Annotated in this window: 15 protein-coding genes and 2 pseudogenes; 9 read left to right on the forward strand and 8 right to left on the reverse strand. The window is 38.6% G+C overall.

Annotated elements, in window-relative coordinates; all coding sequences use genetic code 11:
• Nucleotides 1–144: 144 nt before the first annotated feature.
• Entirely contained in the window at nt 145–1,074 is a 930-nt protein-coding gene (locus tag ACKI4H_RS14975; RefSeq protein WP_407307118.1) for a LysR family transcriptional regulator, read from the reverse strand.
• Between the two features lie 94 nt (nt 1,075–1,168).
• On the opposite strand from ACKI4H_RS14975, the gene ACKI4H_RS14980 reads away from it, so the two are divergent.
• The 4 genes from ACKI4H_RS14980 to ACKI4H_RS14995 all read left to right on the forward strand — a co-directional run bounded on the left by ACKI4H_RS14980 (nt 1,169) and on the right by ACKI4H_RS14995 (nt 5,132).
• Nucleotides 1,169–2,407, forward strand: coding sequence for an acyl-CoA dehydrogenase family protein (locus ACKI4H_RS14980; protein ID WP_407307120.1), 1,239 nt, complete (start codon nt 1,169–1,171; stop codon nt 2,405–2,407).
• 131 nt (nt 2,408–2,538) lie between these two features.
• Nucleotides 2,539–3,666, forward strand: a complete 1,128-nt coding sequence (locus tag ACKI4H_RS14985) for a phosphotransferase family protein (RefSeq protein ID WP_407307122.1) — start codon at nt 2,539–2,541, stop codon at nt 3,664–3,666.
• On the forward strand, nt 3,663–4,361 hold the full coding sequence (locus ACKI4H_RS14990) for a histidine phosphatase family protein (RefSeq protein WP_407307124.1): 699 nt from the start codon (nt 3,663–3,665) through the stop codon (nt 4,359–4,361). Before ACKI4H_RS14985 ends, ACKI4H_RS14990 begins: the two co-directional genes overlap by 4 nt.
• A gap of 27 nt (nt 4,362–4,388) precedes the next feature.
• Entirely contained in the window at nt 4,389–5,132 is a 744-nt protein-coding gene (locus ACKI4H_RS14995; RefSeq protein WP_407307126.1) for an SDR family oxidoreductase, read from the forward strand.
• A gap of 197 nt (nt 5,133–5,329) precedes the next feature.
• Here the strand turns inward: ACKI4H_RS14995 and ACKI4H_RS15000 are convergent, their stop codons facing one another.
• A complete protein-coding gene (locus ACKI4H_RS15000; RefSeq protein ID WP_407307128.1) occupies nt 5,330–5,641 on the reverse strand; it encodes a hypothetical protein in 312 nt (103 codons plus the stop codon).
• Nucleotides 5,642–6,106: 465 nt separating this feature from the next.
• Between ACKI4H_RS15000 and ACKI4H_RS15005 the strand changes: the two genes are divergently transcribed.
• The gene (locus ACKI4H_RS15005; RefSeq protein WP_407307130.1) at nt 6,107–6,817 is read left to right on the forward strand and encodes an SGNH/GDSL hydrolase family protein; all 711 of its coding nucleotides are present in this window, start codon (nt 6,107–6,109) and stop codon (nt 6,815–6,817) included.
• A 30-nt stretch (nt 6,818–6,847) separates the two neighbouring features.
• On the forward strand, nt 6,848–7,441 hold the full coding sequence (locus ACKI4H_RS15010) for a uracil-DNA glycosylase family protein (protein ID WP_407307132.1): 594 nt from the start codon (nt 6,848–6,850) through the stop codon (nt 7,439–7,441).
• Between the two features lie 6 nt (nt 7,442–7,447).
• Here ACKI4H_RS15010 and ACKI4H_RS15015 read toward each other — a convergent pair.
• The 3 genes and pseudogenes from ACKI4H_RS15015 to ACKI4H_RS15025 form a co-directional block, all read right to left on the reverse strand.
• Nucleotides 7,448–7,876, reverse strand: a pseudogene (locus ACKI4H_RS15015) (pyridoxamine 5'-phosphate oxidase family protein).
• Nucleotides 7,877–8,140: 264 nt separating this feature from the next.
• The gene (locus ACKI4H_RS15020; RefSeq protein ID WP_407307134.1) at nt 8,141–8,578 is read right to left on the reverse strand and encodes a hypothetical protein; all 438 of its coding nucleotides are present in this window, start codon (nt 8,576–8,578) and stop codon (nt 8,141–8,143) included.
• Between the two features lie 287 nt (nt 8,579–8,865).
• Entirely contained in the window at nt 8,866–10,419 is a 1,554-nt protein-coding gene (locus tag ACKI4H_RS15025) for a phospholipase D family protein (protein ID WP_407307136.1), read from the reverse strand.
• Between the two features lie 121 nt (nt 10,420–10,540).
• Here ACKI4H_RS15025 and ACKI4H_RS15030 point away from each other — a divergent pair, with 121 nt between their 5' ends.
• The gene (locus tag ACKI4H_RS15030; RefSeq protein ID WP_407307138.1) at nt 10,541–11,656 is read left to right on the forward strand and encodes an S-(hydroxymethyl)glutathione dehydrogenase/class III alcohol dehydrogenase; all 1,116 of its coding nucleotides are present in this window, start codon (nt 10,541–10,543) and stop codon (nt 11,654–11,656) included.
• Nucleotides 11,657–11,709: 53 nt separating this feature from the next.
• Here ACKI4H_RS15030 and ACKI4H_RS15035 read toward each other — a convergent pair whose 3' ends face one another.
• Complete coding sequence (locus ACKI4H_RS15035; protein WP_407307140.1) at nt 11,710–12,915, reverse strand: aromatic amino acid transaminase; 1,206 nt, start codon at nt 12,913–12,915, stop codon at nt 11,710–11,712.
• 32 nt (nt 12,916–12,947) lie between these two features.
• Nucleotides 12,948–13,847: pseudogene (locus tag ACKI4H_RS15040) on the reverse strand (aromatic amino acid transporter AroP); the annotation flags it as partial.
• A 667-nt stretch (nt 13,848–14,514) separates the two neighbouring features.
• On the opposite strand from ACKI4H_RS15040, the gene ACKI4H_RS15045 reads away from it, so the two are divergent.
• The gene (locus ACKI4H_RS15045; protein ID WP_407307142.1) at nt 14,515–15,576 is read left to right on the forward strand and encodes a 3-deoxy-7-phosphoheptulonate synthase; all 1,062 of its coding nucleotides are present in this window, start codon (nt 14,515–14,517) and stop codon (nt 15,574–15,576) included.
• Nucleotides 15,577–15,863: 287 nt separating this feature from the next.
• Complete coding sequence (locus tag ACKI4H_RS15050; RefSeq protein ID WP_407307144.1) at nt 15,864–17,060, forward strand: PilT/PilU family type 4a pilus ATPase; 1,197 nt, start codon at nt 15,864–15,866, stop codon at nt 17,058–17,060.
• A 95-nt stretch (nt 17,061–17,155) separates the two neighbouring features.
• On the opposite strand, the gene ACKI4H_RS15055 is transcribed toward ACKI4H_RS15050, so the two are convergent.
• Entirely contained in the window at nt 17,156–18,334 is a 1,179-nt protein-coding gene (locus ACKI4H_RS15055; RefSeq protein WP_407307146.1) for an MFS transporter, read from the reverse strand.
• Nucleotides 18,335–18,558: the final 224 nt, after the last annotated feature.

Here is an 18,558-nt window from a genome sequence, read left to right on the forward strand (position 1 = left end):
CCAGATTCTGTACGGCTTAAAAGCTAAACAGTCAGTGTTTCATTTTGTAGTGTCAGGAATAGCCTAAGCATTTTTATAAGCCCAAAAACTGTATACGATTGGATGAATAGCCTAAGCTAAATAAATTATCCTGAATAAAATAGCCTAAGCAAAAATTTTAGAAATTTCGCTTCGCAAAAAACTATGACGTAAATTTAATTGCAAATCCTTATGCCAATACATCCCCAAATCAATATTCGGCAGTTCCACAGGAACATCAAAAATATTCAGATCTTGTGCCAGTTGTAAATGAACCAATATATTTCTAGGAATGGTGAGAATGGCTTGAGGCTGCTGAGTTAAAATTTGCAGGGCGGTTGAATAATGCTGACAACGTAAAAAAATCTGACGAGAAAACTGCTTTCGGTTCAAGTAAATATCTTCAACCAAAACTCCGGTACGTCGTGATGAAACACCAATATGTGGCGAGGCCAGATAAATATCTTTGGTCATGCTCTGCTGTTGAGTACACACTACAAACTGGTCTTGCACCAGTTTTTCAAATTGAATTTTTTCCCCAAAGTTTTGTTCTAGATCAATCACAAAATCAATTTGCTGAGTGGCAAGATCGCTAACGATATTTTTACGGTCTAGCTTAATACTGGAAAATTGAATCGTTAAATTAAGTTGATGAAAATGTTCCACCAGTTTAGGAAAGATAATCGGTTCAATTTCATCATGCACTGCAATTTTTAAGCTCTGTACCATGCTTGGGTCAAAATTTTGTTTTTGGATTGAAATAGCTTGAATTGCAATCAAGGCATTTTTAATTTCAGGATAAATTTGCTCAGCGAAGGGCGTGGGAAGCATTTTGCTGCCTGTACGGACAAATAAATCATCCTGCAAATGTTGTCTTAAACGTTGTAGGGCATGACTGGCTGCGGATTGGCTAATACATAAAATTTGCGCAGCTTTTGAAATACTTCTTTGCTCATAAATCGCAATACAAAGTGGATATAAATTAATATCGATACGGTGGAAAATTGCCAGATCAACGCTACTACCTATCGGACTTTTATTATGAATACTGTTCATAGTGTTGTATTGAATTAAATCATTTTGTTCATAGTAGTTTTCAAGCTAAGGTGTTGTAAAGAGCAGTAATGACAATATTGAGAGGGAAGTTGCCATGTTTGAATTATCAACACGTGCACAAGATTTTGTAGAACGAACCAAAACCTTTATAAAAAATGAAATTGAACCGATTGAAACACAGTTTTGGAATGATGTTCATGCGCTGAATCAAGGGGGTGACTGGACAACATGGCAATGGCCAGCACAAATTGAAGTGCTTAAAGGTAAAGCCAAAGCAGCAGGGCTTTGGAACATGTTCCTACCTGATCCTGTATTAGGACAAGGGCTTTCGGTGCAGGAATATGCACATATTGCCGAACTGACAGGGCGCAGTCTAATTGCACCCACTTTATTCAACTGTAATGCACCTGACAGCGGCAACATGGAAGTATTATGGCGTTATGGTTCTGATGCGCAAAAACAACAGTGGTTAAGTCCTTTACTCGCAGGCAAAATCCGTTCTGTATTTTGTATGACTGAACCAGATGTGGCTTCTAGTGATGCAACCAATATGCAGGCGACGGCGGTCATTGACGGTGATGAAATTGTCTTGAATGGGCGTAAATGGTGGTCGTCTGGTTTAGGCGATCCTAATGCAAAAATCATTATTTTTATGGCACACACGCCAGATGAAAATAAAGACCGTCACCATCAACACTCCATGGTTTTAGTACCCATTGATACGGTAGGCGTGAAAATTGAACGAATGTTACCGGTGTTTGGTGATTACGATGCACCGCATGGTCACGGCGAAATCAGTTTTAATAATGTCCGTGTTCCAGTTGCCAATTTTATTGGTGGTGCGGGGCAAGGTTTCGAAATTGCTCAAGGTCGTTTGGGGCCGGGACGTATTCATCACTGCATGCGTTGTATTGGGGCAGCAGAAAAATCGTTAGAGTTGATGATTGACCGTGGTATGAGCCGAACTGCATTTGGTAAAGAAATTTTAAAACTGGGTGGTAACCTGGAACGTGTTGCCGAAGCACGGGTTGGCATAGATCAAGCCCGCCTTTTAACTTTGTATGCTGCCTATAAAATGGATACTTTAGGCAATATGGCGGCTTTGACTGAAATTTCTGCGATTAAATTGGTTGCGCCCAGGGTACTGGAAAAAGTGGTTGATATGGCAATCCAGATTCACGGCGGTGCAGGAGTTTCACGAGATACGCCATTAACGGGTTTCTTTGCCCAAGCGCGTAGCCTTCGTTTGGCCGATGGTCCCGATGAAGTGCATAAAGGCATAATTGCCAAACTTGAACTGGCAAAACGTGGTTACGGTTCACGTCGTAAATAAGATTTAAAATATAGCGTAGATTAGAGTTCTTACAACTTTATGCAAATTTTCCTATCAATGGAAAATGAAAAAGGTATAAATGAGTAGAGTAAGAAGTCTGTTTAAATTATTGATGATTTAGGGAAATAATCATGTCGGTGATTGATGTCAGTGGAAATGTCCGTGAAGGTGAAGAACTGGACGTTGTCGCGGTAGAAAATTGGCTTAAACAACAAGGTATTGATCTGCAAGGGCAAGTCGCTGTCACCCAATATTCAGGTGGGGCATCTAACTGGACTTACCGTTTGAAATATGACAACGCCGATTTAATTTTGCGTCGTCCACCTAAAGGTACCAAAGCCAAATCTGCCCATGACATGGCACGTGAATACAATGTGCAAAAAAATCTGGCACCGTTCTATCCTGTCTTGCCTGAAATGGTGGCACTGTGTCAGGATGAATCGATCATTGGCTGTGATTTTTATGTGATGCAGCGGATTGAGGGTATTATTCCTCGTGCCAATTTGCCCAAAGAACTGCATTTTAATGAAGTCCAAGTTCACGAACTGTGTATCAATGTTATTGATAAACTGATTGAGTTACATCAAGTACCTTATCAAGGGACAGAGCTGGAGAAACTGGGGAAAGGAGACGGATACTGTCGTCGTCAGGTGGAGGGTTGGGATGCACGGTATGAAAGAGCCAAAACCTTAAATGTACCTTCATTTAAATATGTACGTAACTGGCTCAAAGACAATATTCCTGCTGATTCGACCATCTGTATCATTCATAACGACTGGCGTTTTGATAATCTAATTTTAGATCCGCATAACCCAACTCAAGTCATTGGTGTGCTGGACTGGGAAATGGCAACCTTGGGCGATCCGCTGATGGATTTGGGTTCGGCTTTGGCATACTGGGTTGAAGAGACGGATCCCCAGATTTTTAAAGCGACACGTCGTCAGCCCACCCATTTAAAGGGCATGTTTAGCCGTAAAGAAGTGGTCGATTACTATTTAGAAAAAACGGGTTTGCAACCTGAAAACTGGACCTTTTATGAAGTGTTTGGCATTTTCCGTCTAGCCGTGATCGCCCAGCAAATTTATTACCGTTATCACCATAAACAAACCAATAATCCTGCATTTAAGGATTTTTGGATCGTGATTCATGCCTTACATATTCGTGCATTAAAATTGATTGGTGAACAAAAGCTCGAGGCCAATGACATTGCACAAAAATATAAAGCAAAATTTCAGGAAATTTTAGGAAAAGTAAAATGACTACGATTTATCTGATTCGTCACGGACAGGCGTCTTTTGGGGCAGAAAGTTATGACAAGCTTTCACCGAATGGGGAATTACAGGCAAAATTGTTGGGTCAGTATTTCAACCAAATTTTGAAAGAAGAACCTTATGTTATTGCAGGTTCGATGCAGCGCCATCAACAAACAGCCAATCTGGCTTTGGCTGAATGCTTTCCAGAAGCTGAGATTCGGATCGACAGCGCATGGAATGAATTCAACCATCAACAGGTTTTTGCCCATTATGAACCGCGCTTTAATGAGCCACATTTGCTAAAACAGGATGTCGAAAATGAAGCCAATCCACGTGCATATTTAGCCAAAATTTTTGAAGGTGCCATTGAACGCTGGACGGATGGCAACTATCACCATGAATATGACGAATCTTGGCCAAATTTTAAAAATCGTGTAGAAACAGCCCTACAAAATTTAAGTGATGAACTGGCAAAAACCAAATCTCGTTATGCTGTGGTGTTCACCTCGGGTGGTGTAATTTCAGTGGCTGCAGGAAAATTGCTTGAATTAAATGTGAATCGTACTTTTGCATTGAACTGGGCGATTACCAATACCAGTATCACCACATTACGTTTGGTTGGAAATGAACCGCAATTACTGAGTTTAAATGAACATCATTTTATTAAAGCTGTAGATCCTCAATTACTCACATGGATTTAATATTAGAAAAAAGGGAGGGCATAGATCATGGCAAGAACGATATTAATTACTGGGGCAAGTTCGGGAATTGGGGCAGGCATGGCACGTGAATTCGCACAAAAGGGCTATAACCTTGCGATTTGCGCACGTCGTCTGGAACGCCTTGAGATCTTAAAACAAGAACTGGAAAGCAAATATGGCATTAAGGTGATTGCAAAAACTTTGGACGTCACCAATTACGATCAAGTTTTTGAGGTATTTAAAGCATTTCAGGCGGAATTTGGCATGATTGACCGTGTGATCGTAAATGCAGGGGTTGGAGAGGGCCGTCGTATTGGTAAGGGGAATTTTGCAGTTAACCGTACTACGGTAGAAACAAACTTTATTTCTGCTTTAGCGCAATGTGAAGCCGCGGTTGAAATTTTCCGTGCGCAAAATTCAGGTCATCTGGTCATGATTTCATCCATGAGTGCAATGCGCGGTATGCCAAAACATTTAACTGCATATGCAGCAAGTAAAGCAGCAGTTGCACATTTGGCTGAAGGTATTCGTGCCGAACTGATTAATACCCCCATTAAAATCAGCACCATTTTCCCAGGCTATATCCGCACTGAACTGAATGAAGGTGCGAAAAAACTGCCTTTTGAAGTGGATGAAAAAACTGGTTCACATTTACTTGCCCAAGTGATTGAGAAAGAGCCAGTAAAAGCATATGTACCCCAATGGCCATGGTTACCCTTGGGCTTGGCGATGAAAGTATTGCCTTTAAAGTGGCTAAATAAGCTAAGTTAACCGTTAAATACTCAATTTAATAAAATAAGGGCTCAGTAATGAGCTTTTATTGTTTTGATTTTTGAATAATATTTTAAAAAATTATAATAATAAAAAATAATAGATGTACAAAGTGCTGATTTATATTGAGCAAATATGAAAAAATTTAAAAAACAGTTTTAAAATCGCTAATAGGGAAGCGATTCACTGTTATTTAATTAACTGTTATTTTTAGAAATCAGAATACCTAACATGATAATAAAGGTGCTCACTCCACCTATGACAAAACTCATGAGTCCCATTTCCATAGTCAATATTTCATTCCAAAGATTATTTTTGCTCCAAGGAATGTAAACGCCCTGTCTCCATAAAAAGCTAATAGCACATAAAATAAGAAAGCTGATAATTGTTGAAATAATAAGCGTAACAAAAAGATTTTTCCAGATTTTACAGCCGACAATTAAGGTAATAATGCTAAGGCCAACGATTGCAATTATTGATATGAATAAAACACTATTCCAATAGTCCATTTCGATTACTCTTGGCTAAGTCAATAATAAAATTATGCAAGTATGGTATTTAAATTCTATGGATTACTTTAATATGAATCGCGTATATAAAGTAGGCATTTTATTCCAGGAAATATTGTTATTTGACTTTTTTATAAATAAATTCTTATTAACTTACTGAAAAGCGGTTTTTTTTAATCTACTCAGATAAAACTGATTTCTTAAAAAAATTGAAAGAAGATATGTACTGGATAAACCTTCTGCTTTATCTGTCTAAGCACCTGGGAACGGTTATTGTTATTCTGCCAGGACCTGAAAATAGCTTGAATGGGAGATTTTCCCTGCACCAATAAATAAAATATCCAAAATTTTAGCAATGTTCAGCAATGGGTATAACAATATGCCCATTCAATTAATGATTTTATCAAGCTAAAATCGTATATTAATCAGGATGCTTTTCGCTCTTTGCTTATTTATGACGTATTTATGTTTTTAAAAATTTCAACCATCGCCCTTATTCCCTCCCTGATTATTCAAGGCAATGCAGTCAAAAAAAATACCTTACGCTTGCCAGAACCAGAAGGAAACCGTCAGGGAACGGCCGGAAAAGGAAAAGTACTGTCTATTTTAATTTTAGGCGATTCGGCAGCAGCAGGTGTGGGAGTCGGAATTCAAGAAGATGCTTTATTGGGCGCTGTGTTGAGCCAGTTGAAAGATCAATACCAAATCAGTTATATGCTGGAAGCAAAAACAGGATATGCCACTGGACAATTAATTAAAACCACCAAAAGGATGTCGGCTCGACATTTTGATGTGGTTATTACCTCGGTAGGGGTAAATGACATTACCAAACTGACCCCACCTAAAAACTGGATTAAAAAACAACAGCAACTTTATGCAGAAATTAATCAGAAATTCACACCTGAATTGATTATTGCTTCTGGTGTGCCGCCTATGAATATGTTTCCCGCTTTACCTAATCCATTAGCATGGTTATTTGGGCAATATGCCAAAGCCATGAATGAAGTGCTTGATAAATTTGTTCAAGGACAAATTAACATGCAATGGATTGAGTACGATCTAGAACAATTTAAAGTTCTTAATTTAGAAATGGCAGAAGATGGTTTTCATCCCAGCAAGGAAATTTATACACTTTGGGGACAACAAATGGCAGATAAAATCCGTCAAATGTTCTAAATTAAGCTAAAAGCTGATCAATGGGCTGTTATGACCACCGAACTGGAAATTGAAACTCATCCACTTAAACCCTTTTTACCAGAAAATGCCAAATTGCTCATGATGGGCAGTTTCCCACCCCCTAAAAGCCGTTGGAAAATGGAGTTTTACTATCCAAACTATCAAAATGATATGTGGAAGATTTTTGGTTTAGTCTTTTTTAAAGATAAAGAATACTTTTTAGATATCGCCAACAAGAATTTCAGGGAACAACTAATCCGGGATTTTTTAACTGAAAAAGGTATCGCGATTTTTGATACGGCGTATCAAATCGTTCGCTTAAAAGGCAATGCTTCGGATAAGTTCCTGCAAATTTCCAAACCAACTGATTTAGCCAAGCTGCTACAACAGATTCCAGAATGTCACAGCATTATGACCACAGGTGATAAAGCGACAGATACACTCATGCTTTCTATGCCAGAACATACTAAAAAACCGCAAATTGGACAGCCTTCAAAAGTACATTTTGCTGAACGTGACCTCACTTTATATCGCATGCCTTCATCTTCAAGAGCTTATCCTTTAGCGGTGGAAAAGAAAGCTGAAGCATATGCTCAGTTATTTAAAGAAATAGGCTTACTATGAGTAAGTCTATTTATTAAAAGGCATCATTTTAGGATATTTCACCCATCGAAAAGTCTGCACGCTAAAATCCCGTACATGGGTAAAATTAGATCAAATGAGTTTACTGCCTTTGGTCCATTTCAGGCTTTGAATACGCTGTGCAATTTGAGTTAACTCTTCATGACTGGCAGGACGTAGCTCGCCAATTTCCACCTAGAGCCGCACACCAGGATAATCACTGAATTCACCTTTCAATAGTAGAGATTTTAACCAAAATAACCGACTGCTATTAATCGCTTGAATACAGGCTTTGTTATTCTTTGGCAAATTTTCTTTAAAAGATTCTGCATAGGCATCAAAGAAAAATCCGGGTTGGTCTTCTTTAAGAAATACAGTACCTATAGGGGTGATCGCGGGTTGTAACTGGTTATCAACAGTGGCAATAGAGCAGTGCATGGCAGCTTTTTGAGCATCATTCACTACTTTACGAATATGCTGCCATTCTTGCTTATTCCCTGTTATTTTTCTTCTTATTATTTTTTAATAGTATTCAATAGGATGAAAGTAATTGGAATACAATTATATCTATCTGACTGGTCATCCGTAATAATACTTCATTGGAAAGTTAAGTATCTTGATCAGAAGCTTTTGATACTTTGCAAAGCTTACCGAAGCCGATTTAAATGAAAGGTTTTGAATCGGTTTGAATAACACCAAAATCTATCCGTCATATTCCACATAATCCCAAAGATTTAAACGGGATTTAATTTCACGGCGAATATCGGGCAGCATGGGTAACAATGTGCCATCAATCCATAGACTTAAAGCCTGAGCAGAAATTTTCTTTTGATCATCACCTACAATTTGAGCACCTTTCACCAAAAGCAAGGTTTCTTCATGGACTGTAGTTTCAATACCTTTAAATAAAACTTGTAATTCCGTACCGGTATCCTGAATTAGCCATTCTAGTTCCAGTTGAACATTTTCACTGGATTTCAAAACAGCTTGACCTTCAAGAATTTCAGCGTCAGTCGAGCAGTCATATTCCACACGAACTTTGGTTAAAAACCATTCTTGATGTTCAAGTTCATTTAGTGTTTGGTAGGGTATTAAAATATCACTTAAATTAAATTGACGACTTAAATCAAAAAATTGCATTGCAGAGGGTCACGATCGGGAGAGAGGGAATTAAAAACTCGAAAAGGGAATATTAAAGCAAATCAGGAAATGAGTAAAAGCATTGTGGTTACTCATCTAAAATATGTATAAATAGCATCTAATATCTTATTAGTCCTCATCATTTTAATTAAAGAAGTGCCAAGCCCTAGTCGATGGAAAACAATCGCTCGATAAAGTCCAGATTAAAAGCCCATGCATGATTTATAAAAATTAAGATAACTATGTCAATAAAAGCTTTATGTATTTTGAATGTCATTCAGTTGTCATTACATCATCCATTCAATCGGGAAATAAGACACTACTTTCATGGCAAATCTTTGGAATTTTGTGCTTTCAGGGTCATGGATATATTCAATGATAGATCCATCTTTCTGATGATCGAGCCAGATTACTTCCCCTTGTGGATTAAGCTTTAGCTGATAAGCAATTTGCGGTAAGTATTGATTAAGTGATGTTGAAATTTGGTTTTGAAGGATCGGGGATTCAATCACCAATCCTAATTCAGTATTTAAATTGGCTGAACGCGGGTCGAAGTTAAACGAACCAATAAATACCATGCCGTCACTATCAAAAAACTTGGCATGCAAGCGGGAAGCATTTTTATTTTTGGCAGGAATTACATTGCCTGTTACCACTTCATACCATGTACGCTTATTGCGCTCAATATAGGGCTTAAACTCATACAGTTTGACCCCGCTTTGCAATAAATCATGACGATATTTTTTATAAAATGCATGCACGAGAGGGACGTCATTGGCCATAAACGAATTAGTCAGCACTCGAACTTGAACATTATTTTTCACCAGTTGGGCTAAATAATCTGTACCTGGACGGGTCGGCACAAAATAGGCAGAAACCAGTTCAAGATGGTGTTTCGGTTCACCCATAATCAGTGACATCTGATGATACATCAGTTGATCACCTGATGCCTTTCCACGAACTTTATCCGGCGAGTCTGCAACAAAATGTGCTTTAGCCCAATTGATGGAACGGTCTTTCAAGTGTTGATTGATTTGTTTTTCGGCCAATTCAATCCGCCTTTTTAGCTGATCTTTTTGTAAAGCCGTCAGTTCGTAATATTTGCGCAATTTGGCAAGTTGGTCTTGAGTGGCATTGCCCAGCAGTTGCGGAACTGAATAGCTTAAATCATCATTCCAGAAGTCCTGAAAGACTTGATTGGCCTGATCGACTACATTTCCATAGAACAAAATATCCAGATCGCTAAACTGAAAATTTTCGCCAGCATCAAAGTATTCACGGCTGATGTTGCGTCCCCCCGTGACCGCTATCGCGCCATCTGCAATAATCAGCTTGTTATGCATACGATGGTTAATGGTCTTGAAGCGGAATACGTAATCCATTACACGTAGCTTTCTAAATCTATAAGGATTAAAGAGCCTGATTTCAAAATTTGGATGTTTTGCCAGATGTTTTAAGGTGAAATCCAGTTTGGTTCCGTTCTGGTCATCAATGAGTAACCGAACCTTGACTCCACGATCTGCGGCTTTTAACAGCTCTGCTAGCATCAGGTGTCCAATAGAATCGTCTTCCCAGATGTAATACTGTAAATCGAGATTGTATTGCGCTGTATTAATTAGATAAAGTCTTGAGGCAATGCTGATAAAGGCATCATCCAGAGTTAAATAAGCTGTTAGGCCTTGAGCCCTTTGTGTATGGGTATTGGAACCGTTTAACCAGTGCTCAGCATGAACTTGAATAGGAGATTGCTTTTTTGATTCATTCATCGACAAACTACATCCTGTCAAGGTGATGACTGCAAATGAAAGTAAGACAGCTTGAGTAGAGTGTCTGATTTGCATAATTATTATGAAGTCATAAAGTTATACGTACATATTATCATCATGTTAAAGGTTGAATCGGACAATAAAAAGCGGTTACTGTAGCTCATCTGTTAAAGAATCAAATAAAGGATGGTATTTCATGAAATCACGTGCTGCAGTCGCATTTGGTCCTGGTCAACCTCTTCAAATTGTTGAACTGGATGTTGCTCCACCAAAAGCAGGTGAAGTCCTGGTCAAAATAACCCATACCGGTGTATGTCATACCGATGCCTTTACTTTATCGGGTGATGATCCGGAAGGTGTTTTTCCGGCGGTATTGGGTCATGAAGGTGCCGGTATTGTTGTAGAAGTTGGAGAGGGCGTGACCAGTGTTCAACCGGGCGATCACGTAATTCCTCTTTATACTGCTGAATGCGGTGAATGTTTATTCTGTAAATCGGGTAAAACCAATCTTTGTGTAGCGGTACGTGCGACGCAAGGAAAAGGTCTAATGCCAGATGGCACAACCCGTTTTTCTTATAATGGTCAGCCGATTTACCATTACATGGGCTGTTCAACTTTTAGTGAATATACCGTGGTTGCTGAAGTCTCTTTGGCGAAAATTAACCCGGATGCAAACCCTGAACATGTATGTTTATTGGGGTGCGGCGTAACCACAGGTATTGGTGCGGTACATAACACGGCAAAAGTTCAGCCAGGCGACTCGGTTGCCGTATTTGGTTTGGGCGGTATTGGTCTTGCTGTTGTGCAAGGGGCTCGCCAAGCCAAAGCAGGCCGTATTATAGTGGTCGATACCAATCCAGAAAAATTTAAACTTGCTGAAGAATTCGGTGCGACAGATTTCTTAAATCCAAAAGATTATGACAAACCGATTCAGGAAGTGATTGTTGAAATGACTGGGTGGGGTGTAGATCATTCATTTGAATGTATTGGTAATGTCAATATCATGCGTTCTGCGCTTGAATGTGCCCACCGTGGCTGGGGGCAATCTATAATTATTGGGGTAGCGGGTGCAGGTCAGGAAATTTCGACCCGTCCATTCCAATTGGTAACCGGTCGTAAATGGATGGGTACAGCATTTGGTGGTGTGAAAGGCCGTTCACAACTTCCAGGCATGGTTGAAGATGCAATGAAAGGTGAGATTCAACTTGAACCTTTTGTCACGCATACCATGGGTCTAGACAAAATTAACGAAGCCTTTGACCTTATGCACGAAGGTAAATCAATTCGTACAGTGGTACATTTTAAAGATTAATCTTCTGCAAAATAAAAAAACGGGCATATCGCCCGTTTTTTATATCAGCGTGTTTAAGCAGTTGCTTTAATGACTTCTGCAATAGACTCCGCGACATAATCAATATTGCTTAAATTTAAGCCCGCAGCACACATACGACCACTACGAACGAGATAGATAGCGTATTGATCTTTTAAGATATCAACCTGTTCAGCCGTTAAACCGGTATAGCTAAACATACCTTGCTGTTTGACCAGATAACTAAAGTCACGTTCAGGTAGAGCTTGGCTTAATTTTTCATTCAACATTTGACGCATTTTAATAATACGTTCGCGCATTTCAGTCAGTTCAGCTTGCCATTGTGCAGTCAAATCAGCATCATTCAGCACATTATCCACCAACAAGGCTCCAGTCGTTGCCGGGCTTGAGTAAATACGGCGTACAGTGGCTTTTAATTGACCCAATACTTTTTGAGCAGTGGCTTGATCATCACATACAAATGTTAAGCCACCGATACGCTCTCCATAGAGCGAGAAAATTTTAGAAAATGAATTGCTGACAATAAAATTCATTCCTACCTCGTCTAAGGCACGAATGGCATAGGTATCTTGTTCTAAACCTTGACCAAATCCTTGATAAGCAATGTCTAAAAATGGAATCAGATCCTGTTTTTGCAAGACTTCAATCACTTGATCCCATTCAGCCGTTGTTAAATCGGCACCTGTCGGGTTATGGCAACAAGGGTGTAATAGCACAATACTTTTTGCCGGTAGCTGGCTCAATTTTTCAAGCATCGCGAGCACATTGACGCCATTGGTTGCTGCATCAAAATAAGGATAGAAATGCGTGTGAATACCAGCACCATTAAAGATAGCAATGTGATTTTCCCAAGTCGGTTGGCTGACCCAAACATCAGATTCAGGAAAATATTTTTTAAGAAAATCTGCACCGACTTTTAGTGCACCTGAACCGCCCAAAGTTTGAATGGTCACAGCACGTCCATCACGACATGCCTGGCTTTCTTGTCCCAAAACGAGAGCTTGAGTGGCTTGGTTATAAGACTTCAAACCATCCATCGGTAAATAGAGCTTGACCTGATCATTGCTCGCTTCAATATTTTTATAAGCCGCTTTAACGGCATTGAGTTGAGGAACAATATTGTCTTCATTGTAGTACAAGCCAATACTTAGATTAACTTTATGAGAGCGTTGGTCTTTTCCAAACTCTTCCATCAGAGAAAGAATCGGATCTCCTGCATAAGTATCAACATGTTGAAACATGAATACATCCTTCGTTATATGTAGTAAACAAATCAAGCCTTCTGAACAAATCGCATTTTATCTTTTAATGCCAATTGAGGGTCGGTTATTTTTTTATTTTTAAAATAATAGGCAATCGACAGAAAGCTAATCCAGATAGGAATCGTCATCACAGCACTGCGCATATCTGGAGTTTGGCTCATAATCAGAAAAATGCCGCACATAAAGATAATGTAGATATAATTTGTAAAAGGATAGGCAATACTTGGAAATTGCGTCGATGCATTTATCGCGATCTTATGTTTCTTAAATTTCAGATGCGTATATAAAATGATCACCAAGTTAATCACAATTGCTGCAATCATCAGGCTAAACGCTTTTTAAAGCTTAAAACCGTCGCGACGGTTTGACTGCCTAGCAAGTCAAAGATCAGCACAAAAGGACTCCATTTGATTCCATGGATAAAGCGACAAAATAATCACCAGACTTAATATATAAAATAACAGGACCCGATACACAATCTGGTTGATGGCTTTAGGTGAGGTTTTTTGCGGATTATCCGTTTCTGTAGCGGCAATGCCGACCAATTCAATGTTACCAAAAGCAAATATAATCATCACCATTGCCATGACCAATCCCATAACACCATTCAGGAAGAAGCCGCCTAATTCCCATAAATTTTGCAGACTCGATTGTATGTCACCACTTCCAGTTGCGAGTAAATAACTGCTAAAAGCAATCATGGCCAGTACTTTAATAATGGCGAGCCAAAACTCCATTTCACCAAATAATTTAACGTGTAAAAGATTAATCATATTGATGAAAATAAAGAATCCCAGTGCAGAAACCTAAGTCGGAATTCCCGGCCACCAGTAATGAATATAAAGACTAATCGCGCTGAGTTTCGCCATACAGACCAGAATATTCAAAACCCAGTAATTCCATCCAGATATCCGTAATTGTTTTTTTGTAACTGAGATTTTTTAAACATCAACCTGCGAAAACAAAAACTAATTTTATTTTATTTATTAATATTTTAAATCATTCGTTTTGAGAGAAGAGATGAAAATTATTAAATCAAAATTAACCTTGGTACATAATTGAAGCTAAATGATTAAGGCATCAATCTGTTATAAGGCGTTCTCGTCTACATATAAAAGTATAAAGCTCAATCTTCTAATATTTTTTAAACAATATATAAGTAAAAGTTGACTGATTTATGTATTTTTATTTTGTATAAAACGCTTGTCAAATGTATGAATACAGCGTATTTTAATTTTAAGACACATACTTTTTTGAAGAAATAAAGATGTTAAAGCAACCAGTCATCTCAAACGTACGTTATTATTTTTGGCAATTTAGATAGTTGCCTGAACGCGTTCGGGCAAGAAATGGTTGCCCACCAAGTTTTATAACCTGATCGGCAACCCTGATCAGGTTTTTTTATACTTTATTTTTTATACATTTTTGGAGTTACTTCATGAAAACATTAAATTACTCATATTTTAGCAACTCTTATTGGTTTTATTTTAGTCAAGTAATGACTTTTGCCTCGCAATCCATTAGACCCATAACGCTCAAATAAAAGATTGGACTGAAAAAAGTCCTCAGGAAAGACCAATGAATGCTTTAAATAATGCTTTACAACAAATGCAAACGACTGTAAACGAAACCATTTTAAGTTTGCCTCATCAATTGAAGGCACAATTGCCTTTATCAGCAAAATTAGCTCAACAAATTGCCGAGCAGCGTCAAACCATTCAAAACATTTTAGATGGCAAAGATCATCGTTTGATGGTGATAACAGGTCCATGTTCAATTCACGATCCTATCTCTGCACTTGAATATGCTGAAAAATTAAAACAATTACAATGCCAAGTCGCTGATCAAATTTTTCTGGTGATGCGAGCATATATCGAAAAACCACGTACCACCATTGGCTGGAAAGGTTTTCTGTATGACCCAAATTTAGATGGTTCATCAAATATGCAATTGGGCTTAGAAAAATCACGCGAGTTATATTTACAAATTATAGAAATGGGGTTGCCCATTGCCTCGGAAATTTTAAGCCCGATGGCGACTGCATATTTCGATGATTTACTGACTTGGGGCGCAATTGGTGCACGTACCAGTGAATCGCAAATTCACCGTGAAATTTCAAGCCATATGCCGTACAGCATTGGGTTCAAAAATGGCACAGATGGCTCTATTCAAATTGCACTTGATGCTATTCAATCGGCTACACATCCACATCAATTTTTAGGCATGAGTCAGTCAGGCTTACCATGTATTTTAGAATCTAAGGGCAATCGCAAAGCACATTTGATTTTACGCGGTGCAAATTCGGGGCCTAACTACGCATTGGCTGAAATTGAGAAAATTAAAGAAAAAGCCAAGGATGAATTGCCGGCTTTAGTGATTGACTGTAGCCATGGTAACAGCCACAAAAACCCATTATTACAACCCGAAGTTTTGCGTACCATTGTGGATGAACGCACACAAACCCATGTTCGTGGCGTGATGTTAGAAAGCCATCTGGTCGATGGTCAGCAAAAGATTTCTTGTGAAATGACCTATGGTCAATCTATAACAGATGGTTGTTTAGGTTGGGATAAAACACAACAAATTTTACTGGAGGTTACCAATTCTCTACGCGTTGCTCAATTAAAGCGTAGTGCTTAATATTTCAAAAAGCACGATTATTTAATGATGCAGCCCTGTTGATCTGGGCTGCATCATTGCGCATAAGCACATTTGTGTTATCTGTTTAAATTTAAAACAATAATTTATTGATGCTCTATACATTTTTTATAAATTGTTTTAACTAAGTGGGATTAACAAATTTGAGTCATATGGTTTCCTTAGGCACAATAATAAAAAATACTGCCAAGTACTAAATAATTGTTTAATAAATACAATTTACTGTATTTGTTACTGGGTAGTGGAAATAATTTTAAACGGGGAAAAATATGTATAGTGCCGAATTAGTGGAAGAAGCGCGCAAAATAATATTTCATATGCTGACCAAAGTGGTGGAATATGGTGGCTCGGACTTATTTATTTCAGCGGATTTTCCGCCTAGCATTAAACATCAAGGTCTGATGAAACCCATTGGTCAACAAGTATTGACAGCAGATAAAACTAAACTTTTTGCCCATAGCTTAATGAATGAAACACAGCGGCAGGAATTTGAAAAAGAACTTGAATGTAACTTTGCCATTAGCGTTCCCAACGTTTCGCGCTTTCGTATTAATGTGTTCCAACAGCAGCTACAAGTGGGTATGGTGATTCGTACCATTACCGCTGAAATTCCAAATTTTTCCAAGTTAAAGCTCCCTGAATCCCTCAAAGAGGTGATGATGGCAAAGCGGGGACTAGTGCTCGTGGTGGGTGCAACAGGTTCGGGTAAATCGACATCTTTAGCTGCCATGATTGATCATCGTAATGAAAATTCAGCCGGGCATATTATTACGGTTGAAGATCCGGTTGAATATGTACATAAACATAAGAAATCTATGATTACTCATCGTGAAGTCGGTGTAGACAGTCACTCATGGCACAATGCCTTGAAAAATACCTTACGCCAAGCACCCGATGTGATTTTGATTGGTGAAATCCGTGATACTGAAACCATGGAACATGCGATTGCTTTTGCGGAAACCGGGCATTTATGTTTGGGAACGCTGCATGCCAATAATGCCAATCAGGCGCTAGACCGGATCATTAACTTTTTCCCTGAAGAGCGGAAAAATCAGTTGTTGATGGATTTATCTTCCAACATGAAAGCGATTATTTCCCAGCGTTTGGTGCGTACTCAAGATGGTCGTGGACGTCGTGCTGCCATTGAAATTTTGCTCAATACCCCGCTGATTGGCGATAATATTCTCAAAGGTCAGCTTCATGAACTGAAAGAAATCATGAAGAAATCCCGTGAATTGGGCATGCAAACTTTCGATCAGGCATTATTTGATTTATACAATGAAGGGGCGATTGGTTATGAAGAAGCCTTGCGTAATGCGGATTCCATGAATGAATTACGTTTACAGATCAAATTAAAAAGTTCGAGAGAAGATCAATCTGTGCCCGGTTCAGCCTCATCCTTTAGCATGGTGCAGGAAAACAAGCCAGACGAAGGTGAAACCAAGGCAGATCAGGAAGCTTCCTGATTCTAAGAGTCTGATTTTTTATCTCATTGAGTAAATAAATGGGCATGATCCAAATATTGGTGAATGCCCATTTTTTTCTAAAGAATTATTTTTTTCTAGGCTTGAGCGGGACGATCTACAAATATCTTATAAAAAACCAGACTCAATGCCGTGATAAATGCACAGAGTAGATAGGCAAAGCTGTAACCCTGATGAGCAATCAGCACACCCAGCAAAATTGAACCTAGCGCAATACCAATGTCATAACAGGTAAAAAAGGTTGAGGTTGCATGTCCAATTCTGGCTTTCGGTGAACGCTGAATGGAAAGGGTTTGTAAGCATGGCTGTGCCGACCCAAAGCCCATACCGACAAATACCGCAGCAATCATCAAGCCCGTCACGGTATTGATCTGACTTAAAATAATCAGTCCAAGGGAAAATAGCGCAATAGCAGGGTAAACCACATAGTTTGGCCCTTTACGATCATAGATTTTCCCGGTAATCGGTCGCAAGCTCATCATTGAAATGGCAAAGACCACAAAGAATAAACTGGCATAGGCAAGCAAATTTTTTGATTCGGCAAATGTTGCAATGAACGACATAATGCTGGCATAAGAAAAAGAGATAATCATGGCCATAATAGAAACAGGCACGGCTTTCTTTTCGACAAAATCCTGAATGGATAATTTACGCTGAATGGTCTCAACTTGGGTTTTTAGAGTCTCTTGAACTGGAATCAGAAAACAAAATGCAAAACCCAGACAGATAATACCGGCTAAAATTGCGGTTACTGTCTGATAAGAAAATTGCTGAATAAAGCTCAGACCAATTAAAGGGCCCAGCACAATCCCCAGGTTGACCGACATGACAAAATATCCCATGCCTTCACCTCTACGGTTTGCAGGAATAAATTCATTGGCAATCGGAACGGTAACCGTGGTTAAAATACTAAACCAGATCCCATGAAACAGGCGGATGATTAAAAGAAAAGTTAAATTATCGGCAAAAATATAGGCAAATGAAAAAAGACAGAACAAGGTCTCTGAAATATACAGCGCTTTTTTGCGTCCAATTTTCTCGATAATCAAACCACTAAAGGGCCGAACTGCAATTGAGGATGCCATAAATAGCGTCATGGCTAAACCTGCTTGCGCCAGGGTTCCATGTAACTCGTTTACAATATAAATAGGTAAAATTGTGGTTTGGGCAAAATAAAACACAAACAAGAACAGATTATTAGCTAGACATAAAATAAAGGACTTATTCCATAACTGTTGTGTATTTACAGGAGACATAATTGACCTAGATTCGTAAGAAGTAGACGAGTCATCAGGCTTATCAATGCAATTATTTTTGTAAGTTAGGAAAATGCTTTTTTATAATGATTGAAGATAAGTCAGAACATCGTTAGATTGTACGAATTTTAGATGATTGTTGCTGAAAAGTATAGATTTATTAATAATAAAAGGTCTCTATTGGTTTTATATTTTGGTTTTGTTTGGCGTTAATCTCATATTAT

This window comes from Acinetobacter sp., assembly GCF_045628685.1.
In the GTDB taxonomy this organism is placed as follows: Bacteria; Pseudomonadota; Gammaproteobacteria; order Pseudomonadales; family Moraxellaceae; genus Acinetobacter.